The organism is Propionivibrio sp. (assembly GCF_047602565.1).
Lineage (GTDB): Bacteria > Pseudomonadota > Gammaproteobacteria > Burkholderiales > Rhodocyclaceae > Propionivibrio.
This window is the reverse complement of record NZ_JASGGX010000001.1, coordinates 3,558,094-3,570,666: the sequence shown is the minus strand read 5'-3', so window position 1 is coordinate 3,570,666 and position 12,573 is coordinate 3,558,094. Positions and strand designations below refer to the sequence as shown.

Here is a 12,573-nt window from a genome sequence, read left to right as displayed (position 1 = left end):
GAGAAAACAAATGGTAGTGACCGTATTCCTGGGCTCCCTGCTGGGCGCCATGGCCCTCGGCATGCCCATCGCCTTTGCGCTGATGGTCTGCGGCATCGCGCTGATGACCTACATGAACACCTTCGACGCCCAGTTGATCGCGATGAACACGATCGACGGCGCCGACAATTTCGTCCTGATGGCCATACCGTTCTTCATGCTGGCCGGCGAATTGATGACCGCCGGCGGCCTTTCGCGACGGATCGTCAGACTGGCGACCGTCCTCGTCGGCCACGTGCGCGGCGGCCTGGGCTACGTGGCCATCGTCGGCGCGATCGTGATGGCCAGCCTGTCGGGCTCGGCGGCGGCCGACACCGCGGCGGTCGGCGTGCTGCTGATTCCGATGATGCGGGAGGCCGGCTACAACGTTCCGCGCTCGGCCGGCCTCATCGCCGCCAGCGGCATCATCGCCCCCATGCTGCCCCCCAGCATTCCCTTCGTCATGTTCGGCGTCATCGCGCAACTGTCGATCACGAAGCTGTTCATGGCCGGCATCTTCCCCGGGATGCTGATGGCGCTCAGCATCGGCCTCGCCTGGCTTTGGGTGATCCGCCACGACAAGCTGCAGCCCAGCCCGCGCGCGACGCTGGCCGAGCTGAAGCACGCCGTGACGGACGGCATCTGGGCCCTGCTGCTGCCGATCATCATTCTCGGCGGGCTGAAGTCCGGCGTCTTCACGCCCACCGAGGCCGGGGTCGTCGCCACCGTTTATGCGCTCGTCGTCGGGATGTTCGTCTACAGGGAACTGAAGCTGTCGGCGCTCTACGGACTGTTCCTCAACGCCGGGAAGATCACCGCCGTCGTCATGCTGCTGGTCGGCGCCGCCATGGTTTCGTCCTGGCTGATCACGGTGGCGGATCTGCCGAGCCAGCTGGCGGCGATGCTCGAACCCTTCATGGACAATCAGAAGCTGCTGCTGCTCATCATCATGCTGCTCGTCGTGGCCATCGGCACGGCCATGGACCTGACGCCGACGGTCCTCATCATGACTCCGGTGCTCATGCCGGTCATCAAGATGGCGGGCATCGACCCGATCTATTTCGGCGTCCTGTTCATCATGAACAATGCCATCGGGCTCATCACGCCTCCCGTCGGAACGACCCTGAACGTCATCTGCGGAGTGGGCAAGGTGAAGATGGACGACGTGATCATCGGCGTGCTGCCGTTCATGGTCGCCGAACTGACCGTCCTCGGCCTCCTCGTCGCCTTCCCGTCACTGGTGCTGGTGCCGATGCGCTGGTTCATGTAGCGCGTGCTGGAAAAGCAAGGCAGAAAAACCAACCACGGCGACACGGCGGGCACGGTGAAAAGGCAATTCCTCGCTTTTTCGCCGTGCCCGCCGTGTCGCCGTGGTCAGACTGGTTTTTCTCCCTGGTCGGCGACCAACGCCGTCGGCCGCTCGGCCGCGTCGAGTTCGCCGGCGATGCGCGCGCTCAGCGACGCCGCCAGCGCCGGCCAGGGCTCGTCGCCGCGCACGTCGGCCAGCGTGTCGATGGCCCGGCGCGGTTCGCCGGCGAGGTACTGGCGCACGCCTTCGCCGAAGGCCTCGGCAGACTTCTCGCGTTCGCGCCGGGCGCGGGATTCGCGGACCCGGCGGGGCAGCGACAGGGCCAGCGCGGCGGCGCGCAGGAGGATGTGCAACGCCGCGAAGCCGAGCACGGCCACCAGCACGGCGAGGTTGAGGGAAATTTCGGCGCGATACGGCGGCAGGACGAGCAGCACGTAGCCTTCGTTCACGTGCATGACCAGGGAAATGCCGACGGCCAGCGCGAACAGCGCGAGCACCCAGAGCAGGCCTTTCATCGCTGCTCCTTCTCGGCGCGGAAGCGCTTGATCGCCGACAGGCTTTCGTTCAGGTTGGGCAGCTCGATGGTGATTTCCGTGGCGGCGAGCTGCTTGAGCGTCTGCAGGCTGGTCTGAACCGCCCGCTCGCGCACGTCGAAATAACGCTCGATCCAGGCGCTGGACTCATGCAGCTCGTTGCGGTACGTCCACTGGTCGCGCGAGAACAGCGCCAGCCGCGCATTGAGCAGGCGCAGCTTGAGGTTTTCGCGCAGGAAGAATTCCTGCGCCGGCGGCAGCAGCACCGTCTCGACGCGGTCGATGCGCTGGATGCGGACGAGGCCGCGCATTTCGCGCCACACGCCGGCGGCCAGCGCGCGCCAGTAGGCCGGGGAGAACAGCGCCGGCGGCGGCGGTTCGGCGGGCGCCTCGGGCTGGCTTTCCTCGCGCGGGCGGCCGGTGACCGCGAGCGGCAGCGTGTCGATGGCGTCGATCACGTTTTCCAGGCGCAGGTACATGCCCGGCAGGTCCGGCTGCGGCAGCGCCTGCAGCCGGTCCAGGTCGCGCGCCAGGACCTTGCGCAGGTTGATGAACTGCGGCCGGTTGCTGCCGGCCAGGCGCCCGTCGGCGGCCTGCAGCGCGAGTACCGCGCTCTGCACGTTGCCCGCCAGCTGCAGTTGCTGCGAGGCCAGCGTCACGCTCTGCTCGATCTCGGCCAGTATCGATTCGTCATGGCTGCGCGCGAGGTTCTGGTACAGGTTCTCCAGGACTTCCTGCTGGCTCTTCGATTCGGCCAGCCGCCCTTCCAGTTCGCCCAGCTTGCCCTGCAACGCGGCCAGCTGTTCCTGCGCCTGCTTGGACAGCGTCCGGCTTTCGCCGGCCACGGCGTCGCTCTCGGCCAGGCGCCTGGCCATCTCCTGCTGCGTCTCGGCCAGTCTGAGGCGCGTCTCCATCCACTGCCAGCCGGCCAGGCCGAGCGCCAGCACGGCGACGACCAGCCACGGGCTGAACCAGCTCCGGGCCGGGGCGGCCGGAGCCACCGCCGGCGGCGCTTCCGCCGCGGGAGGAACGGCCGCGCCGGAAGGCGGCGGCAGGGGCTGCGAGGTCATTTCGTCATTCATGATCGGACCAACGGAAAGTGCACATGCCGGCGACCAGCCCGCCGTCCGCCGGCCCGGTCAGCACCACGCGGCGCAGGCCGAGCCGCGCCGCCTCCTCGGCGATGCGCTGGTGCGGCACGAAGACCGGCAGGGCGAGCAGTTTTTCGCGGCTGCCCGTATCGAGCAGCTGCATGAAATTGCGCAGACCCTCGCTGGAGGACAGGGTGACGGCGTCCAGCGCGCCGCCGCGCAGGAGCGAGGCGACGAATGCCCCGTCGCGCGGCGCCATGCGCCGATAGCAGGCCACGCACTCGACGGCCGCGCCGCGCGCGCGCAGGGTGTCGGCCAGGAGTTCGCGGCCGCCGTCGCCGCGCAGGATCAGCACCGCGCGCCCGGCGACCCGCTCCGCCTGCAGGGGGTCGAGCGCCAGCAGGGCTTCCGAATCGTACCGGCCTTGCGGGACGATCACTTCACGGATGCCGGCCTCCGCCAGCAGCGCGGCGGTGCCCGGACCGACGGCGCCGGCCGCCAGGCCCGCCGGCCACGCGCGCCGGGCGAGCAGCCGGCCGAGCCCGAAGGACACCGCGTTCGGGCTGATGAAGATGGCCAAACTGAACGCCTCCAGCCGCGCGGCGAGGTCGTCCACGGCCTGCCAGCTGGCCGGCGGGGCGATGTCGATCAGCGGGAAGCAGGCCGCCTCGCCGCCGCGCGCCGCGATCAGCGACGCCAGGCCGGCGGCCTGGCCGGCCGGCCGGGTGACCAGGATGCGCTTGCCCTGCAGCGGCCCGTTCATGGTTCGTCGAATCCGGCCAGCAGCGCGTCGGCGCCGCGGTCGCGCAGCTGCCCGGCCAGCTGCCGGCCGAGCGCCTCGTCGTCCTCCGGCGCGCCGCGCGCCTCGCCCGCGACCACCCGCCGCCCGTCCGCCGAGGCGACGAAGCCGCGCAGCCACAAGCCATCGCTGTCGGGCACCGCGTAGCCGCCCAGCGGAATCCGGCAGCTGCCGCCCAGGGCCCGCGAGAAGGCGCGCTCCGCGCGGACGCAATGCGCCGTCGCCGCGTCGTGCAGCGGCGCGAGCCAGGCGGCGACGTCGGTGCGCGCCGCCAGGATTTCGATGCCGAGCGCACCCTGCCCCGGCGCCGGCAGCGACCGTTCGGGCGGCAGCACGGCGCGGATGCGCCCTTCCAGCCCGAGCCGGATCAGGCCGGCGGCGGCCAGGATGATCGCGTCGTACATGCCTTCGTCGAGCTTGCGCAGGCGGGTGTCGAGGTTGCCGCGCAGCGGCTCGATCCGCAGCTGCGGGAAGGCGGCGCGCAGGATCGCTTCGCGGCGCAGGCTGGAGGTCCCGACGACCGCGCCGGGCGGCAGGGCGTCGAGCCCGGCGAAGTGGCCCGAGACGAAGGCGTCGCACGGATTCTCGCGCGCCGTGATCGCCGCCAGGGCGAAGCCGCGCGGCATGTCCATCGGCACGTCCTTGAGCGAATGCACGGCGAGGTCGGCCCGCTTTTCCTGCAAGGCCGTTTCCAGTTCCTTGATGAACAGCCCCTTGCCGCCGATCTGGGACAGCGGCCGGTCCAGGATGCGGTCGCCCTTGGTGGTCATGCCGAGCAGTTCGACCGACGCGCCGGGATAAAGCGCCCGCAGCCGCGCCTGGACGTGCTGCGCCTGCCACAGGGCCAGCCGGGATTCGCGGGTGGCGATGACGATGCGGGACGGGACGGGATGCGTGGCGGACACGATGGTTTCCTGAAGGCGGGTTCGGCAAGCGGAAGACTTGCCGATTCTAGCATGCACGCTCTTGCGGACGGCGCCCCGGCCCCGCGCTACGAGCTCAGCTGCCTGGCATACGACTTGACCAGCGGCCATTGCCGGCGGCTGACCGGCAGCTTGTCCGGCACGCCGCGCAGCAGCGCCTGCCACTGGGTCTCGGCGTCCTCCGCGGCGCATTTCTCGAAACCGGCGATGGCGTCGCGGGCCACCAGCACGCTGCGGTGCAGGCGGATGAAACGCTCGGAGAACTCCTGTTCGAGGTGCGTCAGCGACTCGTCGAGCAGGTACTCCCGCGCCGCCGTGCGCGCCGTCACGTATTTCAGGTCGGCCTTCAGGTAGAGGATGTCCATCGCCGGAATCAGCAGCAGGCGCCCGCGCTCGTGGCAGGAAAGGTGGGTGCGCGCGCCTTTCTGCAGTTCCGCCAGCACCTGCGGCGCCACGGGGCGGCCCTGCCGGGTCTTCTGCAGGGCGGCCGCCAGGCGCGGCGCGCGCACGGGCTTGACCAGGTAATCGATGGCGTTGAGCTCGAAGGCCTGTACCGCGTAGCTGTCGTACGCGGTGACGAAGATCACGGACGGCGGCCGGTCGAGCCTGGCGACGTGGCGTGCCAGCTCGATGCCGTCCATTTTCGGCATGCGGATGTCCACCAGCATCACGTCCGGCACGCGCTCCTTCATCGCCTCGACCGCGAGCTGGCCGTTGGCCACCTCGGCGACCAGGGCGTTGGGCACCTCGGCGGCGATGTCGGCCAGCAGGTCGCGCAGGCGCGCGCGCGCCGGGGCCTCGTCGTTGACGATCATCACGGACAATGTTGGAACGGCACTCATGGCGGCGACCCCCGGCAGGGCAGGACAATGAACACGCGGTAGGCACGCGATCCGTCGGGCAGCGTTTCCTCCCGGGTTTCCAGGCGCGCTTCCAGATCGTAGTACAGCGCCAGGCGTTCGCGGATGTTGGACAAGGCCATGCGGTTCCCCTTGGCAGTTTCCGCGCCGCCGGCGCAGGGGTTGACCAGCCACACGTGCAGCTCGCCGCCCTTGCGCGCGAAGCCGATACGGATCGTGCCCGGCTCGCCGGACGGCTCGATGCCGTGGTACACCGCGTTTTCCAGCAAGGGCTGCAGCATCAGCGGCGGCACCACCACGTCGGCCGGCACCGCCTCGACCTCCCACTCCACGTTGAGCCGGTCGCCCAGGCGCAGCTTTTCCAGGTCGAGGTACTGCCGGCACAGCGCGATCTCGTCGGCCAGCGGCAGCAGGTCGCGGTGGTCGCGCATCAGCGCGCGGAAAAGATCGGCCAGTTCCTCCAGCGCCGCCTCGGCGCGGCCGGGTTCCGAACGGATCAGGGAGAGCACGGCGTTCAGGCTGTTGAACAGGAAATGCGGCCGGATGCGCGCCGTCAGCGCCTGCACGCGGGCCTCGGCCAGCGCCGGCGAGAACATCCTGGCGCGCATCTCGAAATAGGACAGCATGCCGCCCGCAGCCAGCGCGGCCAGCATGGCGGCGCGCGCACAGCTCTGCCAGCCGCCGTCCTCCAGCCCCATGAAGCGCCAGAAGTCGAACTGCAGCAGCGCGGAAAGGACGGCCAGCAGGACCACGGCGCTTTGCCCCCAGCGCGCCGGCAGCAGCCGTACGGCCCGCGCGAACAGGCCGAGCAGCGCGAGGTTGATCAGCAGCAGCGGCTGCACCCAGGCGGCCATTTCGATGTAGCGGTCCATCCATTCGCCGATGCCGCGGCTTTGCACCAGCGCCGCGGCCAGCGCCGTCAGATTGACGCCCAGCAGGATGCGCAGCATGACGCCGAAATTGCGAAAATCCGGTAGCGGATGGCCGGTTGCGTAATGCTTTATACTTGCCACCAAGATCAGTCAGCCCTGACTAACTAATAAGTCATTGATTCTAGCTCAAGTACTTGCCTCCATCATGAATTCCGACAATTCCCCCTCGCCTTCGCAATACACCTGGGCCGGCCGCTTCTCCGAGCCGATGTCCGATCTGGTCAAGCGCTACACGGCCTCGGTCGATTTCGACCGGCGCATGTGGCGGCAGGACATCCGCGGTTCGCTGGCGCACGCCAGGATGCTGGCTCGCCAAAGCATCATCTCGGAGCAGGACCTGGGCGACATCCAGCGCGGCATGGCGCAGATCGTCGGCGAAATCGAATCGGGCGCCTTCGAATGGTCGCTGGACCTCGAAGACGTGCACCTCAACATCGAGAAGCGCCTGACCACCCTGGTCGGCGACGCGGGCAAGCGCCTGCACACCGGGCGTTCACGCAACGATCAGGTGGCGACCGACATCCGCCTGTACCTGCGCGACGCGATCGACGACATCCAGCTCCTGCTCGGGCAGTTCCAGACCGCCCTGCTCGACCTCGCCGAGCGCGAGGCGGAGACGCCGACGCCCGGCTTCACGCACCTGCAGGTGGCGCAGCCGATCACCTTCGGCCACCACGTGCTGGCCTGGTACGAAATGACCCGGCGCGACGCCGAGCGCTTCGCCGACGTCAGGAAACGCACCAACCGCCTGCCGCTCGGCGCCGCCGCGCTGGCCGGCACGACCTATCCGATCGACCGCGAGTTCGTGGCCGCCGAGCTCGGCTTCGACGGCGTCTGCGAGAACTCGCTCGACGCCGTTTCCGACCGCGACTTCGCCATCGAATTCTGCGCCGCCGCCGCGCTGCTGATGATGCACGTCTCGCGCATGTCCGAGGAATTGGTGCTGTGGATGAATCCGCGCTTCGGCTTCGTCAAGATCGCCGACCGCTTCTGCACCGGCAGCTCGATCATGCCGCAGAAGAAGAACCCGGACGTGCCCGAGCTGGCGCGCGGCAAGACCGGCCGCGTCTACGGCCACCTGACCGCGCTGCTGACCCTGATGAAAGGCCAGCCGCTGGCCTACAACAAGGACAACCAGGAGGACAAGGAGCCGCTGTTCGACGCCGTGGATACGGTCACCGACACGCTGCGCATCTTCGCCGCCATGATCCCCGGCGTCGCCACGCGCCCGGAGGCCATGGCCGACGCGCTTCGCCAGGGCTTCGCCACGGCCACCGACCTGGCCGACTACCTGGTGCGCAAGGGCCTGCCCTTCCGCGACGCGCACGAAACCGTCGGCCTGGCCGTGCGGCGCGCCGAGGAGCTCGGCGTCGACCTGCCGCAGCTGCCGCTCGCCGAACTGCGCGCCTTTTCGCCGATGATCGACGAGGACGTCTTCTCGGTGCTCACCGTCGCCGGGTCGCTGGCCGCGCGTAATCACGTGGGCGGCACCGCGCCGGAACAGGTCCGCGCCGCCGTGGCCCGCGCGCGACAGCGCGCGTAGCGTCCCTGACGGCGTCCGGATCATGAAGAAAATCGGGAAATACGATCTGGTCCGCATCCTCGGCAGCGGCGCGACGTCGACGGTGTATCTGGGCCACGACCCGTTCGCGCAGCGCGACGTGGCGATCAAGATCGCCTTTCCCGAAATCCTCAAGCACCCGGAACGGGGCAAGCTGTACACGCACCTGTTCATGAACGAGGCCTCGCTGGTCGGCAAGCTGGCCCACCCGCACATCGTGCAGATCTACGACGCCGTCGTCGCCAAGGAGCTGTGCTACATCGTCATGGAGTACGTGCAGGGCGGCACGCTCGAGGAATGCTGCGACGCCAAGCAGCTGCTGCCGGTCGAGCGCGTCGTGGAGATTATCTTCAAATGCACGCGCGCGCTCGATTTCGCGCACCGCATCGGCGTCACCCACCGCGACATCAAGCCGGCCAACATCCTCTACATCGGCGACGCGCCGGGCGGCGAGATCAAGATTTCCGACTTCGGCGCCGCCATCGTCGACCATCCGGAGCGCACGCTGGTCTCGGGCATCGGCTCGCCGGCCTACATGTCGCCCGAGCAGGTCCGCGAACTGCCGCTCGACCACCGCACCGACATCTATTCGCTCGGCGTGGTGATGTACCAGCTGCTCACCGGCCAGCTGCCCTTCCAGGCCAGCAGCAACTACAACATCGTCTACCAGATCATCAACACCGAGCCGACCCCGCCGTCGCGGCTGCGCAAGGGGATTCCGGAAACGCTCGACGCGATCATCGCGCAAGCCATGCACAAGGACGCGGAGCAACGCTACGCCACCTGGGAAGAATTCGCCCAGGACCTGGCGCAGGCCTTCCGCGAAAAGCAGGCCCGGACGGTCAAGCGCAGCCTGTCCGAATCGGAAAAATTCGATACCCTGCGCAACCTGTCGTTCTTCGCCGACTTCTCCGACGTCGAGCTCTGGGAAGTGCTGCACTTCGCGGCGTGGAGCACGATCCAGCCCGAACAGACGGTCATGCGCGACGGCGACGCGGGCGACTTCTTCTGCTTCCTGATCGACGGCGAGCTCAAGGTCACCAAGAACGGACGCATGCTCAACCTGCTGACCGTCGGCGACTGTTTCGGCGAGATGGCGGTGATCAGCAAGAGCATGCAGACGCGCGGCGCCGACATCGCCGCGCTGACCGAGGCCAAGATCATCACCGTCAAGGGCGACGCCCTGCGCCACGCCAGCGAGACGTGCCGCATGCATTTCTACCAGGCCTTCCTGGAAGTCCTGGCCAACCGGCTGTCGCTGGCCAACGCGCGGCTGGCGGCGCTCTGAGCGGCCCCCGCGGCCGGCGCGGGATCAGCGCCCGCAGGCCGGCACGGCGCCGTCCCAGCCGCCGAAATTCGGACGCTGCTGGGTGGTGCGCACGATGCCCGTCGTACCGTCGAACAGCACGTCGAAGTAGGCCTGCAGATAAAAGCTGTCGCAGAACAGCCACGACCACACCAGTTCGTCGCGCGCCTTGAAATAAGTCACGTTCTGCGGCGGCACCGGCCCGAGCAGCCGCAGGACCGTGGCCATGTCGGTCTTGCCGGCCTGGATGCGCGCGAAATGCTCGATGTCGAGCGCCTTCTCGATCCGCTCCAGGCGGCCATCCGGCGCGATGAACGCCATGAACGTCTGCGTCCCCGCCGGACCGCGCGGATACGCCAGCTGCTCGCGCCCGTCGGGGTCTTGCCAGCGCATGGCCGGCGTCCCCATCGAGGCGATGACGTCCGCGCGCCTCGATTCGCCGGGCTTGAGATCGGTGCCGCCGAAACCGGCGCACGCCGAGAGCGCCAGGGCCGACCCGGCCAGGATCAGGCGGCGCAAGAGGGAAAGACCGGAACGCGCCATGGTGGAACCTCCGACACTGAACAAAATGATTCTACTCCGCGGGAGCGCGGCAGGATGCGCAACAATTTTTCGCCATCGATTAAACATGAATAATCGTTACATATAAGGAGTTTAACTTTTAATAATCGATGAACCTGCCTACACTCATCCAGGAACAATTGCGGAATAGGCTACTCTTTCGTACGCGGGGAGCCGTACAAAACGCACAGAAGAACGCCGTCCGCCGGCTCCCGCGCCGCCATCGATCACGGAGACCTCCATGGACCAATCCAAACGCTATGCCGCCCTCGATCTGCAGGAAGACGACCTGATCCGGGACGGCAGGCACATCCTGGTCGCCTACAGGATGAAACCAAAGGCCGGAGCGAACTACCTGTGCACCGCGGCGCACTTCGCCGCCGAATCGTCCACCGGCACCAACGTCGAGGTGTCGACGACCGATGATTTCACCCGCGGACTCGATGCGCTGGTCTACCACATCGACGAGGCGCGCGAGGACCTGCGCATCGCCTATCCGATCGACCTGTTCGACCGCAACATCACCGACGGCCGCTTCATGCTGGTCTCCTTCCTGACGCTGGCCATCGGCAACAACCAGGGCATGGCCGACGTCGAGCACGCCAAGATGATCGACTTCTACGTGCCGCCGCGCGTCATCCAGATGTTCGACGGCCCGGCCCGGGGCATCGCCGACCTGTGGCGCATCCTCGGGCGGCCGGTCGACGCGGGCGGCTACATCGCCGGCACGATCATCAAGCCCAAGCTCGGGCTGCGCCCCGAGCCGTTCGCCGAAGCGGCCTATCAGTTCTGGCTCGGCGGCGACTTCATCAAGAACGACGAGCCGCAGGGCAACCAGGTCTTCGCGCCGATCCGCAAGACCCTGCCGCTGGTGTACGACGCGCTGAAGCGCGCGCAGGACGAGACCGGCGAGGCCAAGCTCTTCTCCATGAACATCACCGCCGACGACCACTACGAAATGTGCGCGCGCGCCGATTTCGCGCTGGAGACCTTCGGCCCGGACGCGGACAAGCTGGCCTTTCTGGTCGACGGCTACGTCGGCGGGCCGGGCATGGTCACCACGGCCCGGCGCCAGTATCCGGGCCAGTTCCTGCACTACCACCGGGCCGGGCACGGCGCGGTCACCTCGCCGAGTTCGAAGCGCGGCTACACCGCCTTCGTGCTGGCCAAGATGAGCCGCCTGCAGGGCGCCTCCGGCATCCACGTGGGGACCATGGGGCACGGCAAGATGGAAGGCGAAGGCGAGGACAAGCGGATCGCCTACATGATCGAGCGCGACGCATGCGAGGGGCCGGTGTACTACCAGCGCTGGCACGGCATGAAGCCGACCGCGCCGATCATCTCCGGCGGCATGAACGCCTTGCGCCTGCCGGGATTCTTCACCAACCTCGGCCACGGCAACATCATCAACACCGCCGGCGGCGGCGCCTACGGCCACGTCGACTCGCCGGCCGCGGGCGCCCGTTCGCTGCGCCAGGCGTACGAATGCTGGAAGGCCGGCGCCGACCCGCTCGAATGGGCGCTCGAACACCGCGAATTCGCCCGCGCCTTCGTCTCCTTCCCGGCCGACGCCGACGCGCTCTATCCCGGCTGGCGTAGAAGGCTAGGCGTCACCGCCTAGCGCGGCCTGCGCCGGGGCGACGAATAAATCCGTGGCCCTTTACCGATTGCCGGCGGAGGACGCTTTTTCCGCCTTCATGGGCTCCGGATGCGCCAGTTTTTCGAGGTAATCGGGCGCGAATTCGAGGACGAAATCCCAGAACGCGGCCAGCGCCGGCGTCAGGCGCTTGCCCTTGTGCCGCACCATGAACCAGCGGCGCATCACCGAGGCGCCCTCGACCTGCAGCACGGCCAGGTGGCCGATGCTCAGTTCCAGCCCGAGCGTGTGCTGCGACAGGAAGCTGATCCCCAGCCCGGCCACCACGGCCTGCTTGATGGCCTCATTGCTGCCCATCTCCATGACGATGTTCGGCTCGATGGCGCGCAGCCGGAAGAACTCCTCCATCGCCGAGCGCGTGCCGGAGCCGGCCTCGCGCACGATCATCGGCTCGTCGATGATGTCGCTGATGGTCAGCCCGCTGCGCCCGGCGAGCGGGTGATCCGCGCAGCAAACGATGACGAACGGGTGCGGCGCAAAGTTCACCGCCTCGGCGTCCATGTCCGCCGGCGGACGCCCCATGATCGCCATGTCCACCTCGTTGGCCTCCAGCAGCCGGGTCACCTCCTCGCGGTTGTCGACCAGCAGGCGGACCCGCACATCGGGATGCGTCTTGCGGAACTCGGCCAGCAGGCCGGGCGCGAAGTACTCGGCCGTGCTGGTGACGGCGATCGACACGCGCCCGCCCTTTAGCCCCTTGAGCGCCATCAGCGATTCGTCGGCGTCCTTGAGCAGGCGCAGGATCTGCCGGGCGTGGTCGAGCAGCACCTCGCCCGCGTCGGTCAGGTAGACGCGCTTGCCGATGCGGTCGAAAAGCACCGAATTGGAGACTTCTTCCAGTTGTTTGATCTGCAGGGAAATGGCAGCATGTGTAAGATGCAGTTCCTCCGCGGCGCGGGCGAACGAGAGATGCGTCGCCGCCGCCGAAAAGATCTGCAATTGGCGGATGGTAATATTCTTCATTAACAAACGATCGCTAAATTAAAGTCGGGAAATATTTAACTAACGTTTTTCTATCACACG

12 protein-coding genes are annotated in these 12,573 nt (G+C 67.9%); 4 read left to right on the top strand and 8 right to left on the bottom strand.

The annotated features are described in order from the left end of the window. The first annotated feature begins 10 nt into the window (after positions 1 to 10). Positions 11 to 1,288 carry a TRAP transporter large permease subunit gene (locus tag QM701_RS16925; RefSeq protein WP_415168180.1) on the top strand — a complete coding sequence of 426 codons (1,278 nt, stop codon included), beginning with the start codon at positions 11 to 13 and terminating at the stop codon, positions 1,286 to 1,288. Between the two features lie 104 nt (positions 1,289 to 1,392). Here QM701_RS16925 and QM701_RS16920 read toward each other — a convergent pair whose 3' ends face one another. From QM701_RS16920 to QM701_RS16895, 6 genes are all read right to left on the bottom strand, one after another. Beyond that, positions 1,393 to 1,842: a heme biosynthesis HemY N-terminal domain-containing protein gene (locus QM701_RS16920; RefSeq protein ID WP_415168179.1), complete on the bottom strand. Its 450-nt coding sequence runs from the start codon at positions 1,840 to 1,842 to the stop codon at positions 1,393 to 1,395. Continuing rightward, positions 1,839 to 2,930, bottom strand: coding sequence for a uroporphyrinogen-III C-methyltransferase (locus QM701_RS16915; RefSeq protein ID WP_415168178.1), 1,092 nt, complete (start codon positions 2,928 to 2,930; stop codon positions 1,839 to 1,841). The genes QM701_RS16920 and QM701_RS16915 overlap by 4 nt, the downstream gene beginning before the upstream one ends. A gap of 4 nt (positions 2,931 to 2,934) precedes the next feature. Beyond that, positions 2,935 to 3,714, bottom strand: coding sequence for a uroporphyrinogen-III synthase (locus QM701_RS16910; protein WP_415168177.1), 780 nt, complete (start codon positions 3,712 to 3,714; stop codon positions 2,935 to 2,937). Then, on the bottom strand, positions 3,711 to 4,655 hold the full coding sequence (gene hemC / locus QM701_RS16905; RefSeq protein WP_415168176.1) for a hydroxymethylbilane synthase: 945 nt from the start codon (positions 4,653 to 4,655) through the stop codon (positions 3,711 to 3,713). The genes QM701_RS16910 and hemC overlap by 4 nt, the downstream gene beginning before the upstream one ends. An 86-nt stretch (positions 4,656 to 4,741) precedes the next feature. After that, on the bottom strand, positions 4,742 to 5,515 hold the full coding sequence (locus QM701_RS16900) for a LytR/AlgR family response regulator transcription factor (protein WP_415168175.1): 774 nt from the start codon (positions 5,513 to 5,515) through the stop codon (positions 4,742 to 4,744). Then, entirely contained in the window at positions 5,512 to 6,483 is a 972-nt protein-coding gene (locus tag QM701_RS16895) for a sensor histidine kinase (RefSeq protein WP_415168174.1), read from the bottom strand. The genes QM701_RS16900 and QM701_RS16895 overlap by 4 nt, the downstream gene beginning before the upstream one ends. Positions 6,484 to 6,610: 127 nt before the next feature. Between QM701_RS16895 and argH the strand changes: the two genes are divergently transcribed. Then, complete coding sequence (gene argH / locus QM701_RS16890; RefSeq protein ID WP_415168173.1) at positions 6,611 to 8,008, top strand: argininosuccinate lyase; 1,398 nt, start codon at positions 6,611 to 6,613, stop codon at positions 8,006 to 8,008. A 22-nt stretch (positions 8,009 to 8,030) separates the two neighbouring features. Then, positions 8,031 to 9,314 (top strand): protein kinase domain-containing protein, encoded by a 1,284-nt coding sequence (locus QM701_RS16885; RefSeq protein ID WP_415168172.1) that lies wholly within the window; start codon positions 8,031 to 8,033, stop codon positions 9,312 to 9,314. A 24-nt stretch (positions 9,315 to 9,338) separates the two neighbouring features. Here QM701_RS16885 and QM701_RS16880 read toward each other — a convergent pair whose 3' ends face one another. Continuing rightward, positions 9,339 to 9,875: a hypothetical protein gene (locus tag QM701_RS16880; RefSeq protein ID WP_415168171.1), complete on the bottom strand. Its 537-nt coding sequence runs from the start codon at positions 9,873 to 9,875 to the stop codon at positions 9,339 to 9,341. A 259-nt stretch (positions 9,876 to 10,134) separates the two neighbouring features. Here QM701_RS16880 and QM701_RS16875 point away from each other — a divergent pair, with 259 nt between their 5' ends. Beyond that, on the top strand, positions 10,135 to 11,514 hold the full coding sequence (locus QM701_RS16875; protein WP_415168170.1) for a ribulose-bisphosphate carboxylase: 1,380 nt from the start codon (positions 10,135 to 10,137) through the stop codon (positions 11,512 to 11,514). 39 nt (positions 11,515 to 11,553) lie between these two features. Here QM701_RS16875 and QM701_RS16870 read toward each other — a convergent pair whose 3' ends face one another. Then, the gene (locus QM701_RS16870; protein WP_415168169.1) at positions 11,554 to 12,513 is read right to left on the bottom strand and encodes a LysR substrate-binding domain-containing protein; all 960 of its coding nucleotides are present in this window, start codon (positions 12,511 to 12,513) and stop codon (positions 11,554 to 11,556) included. Positions 12,514 to 12,573 lie beyond the last annotated feature (60 nt).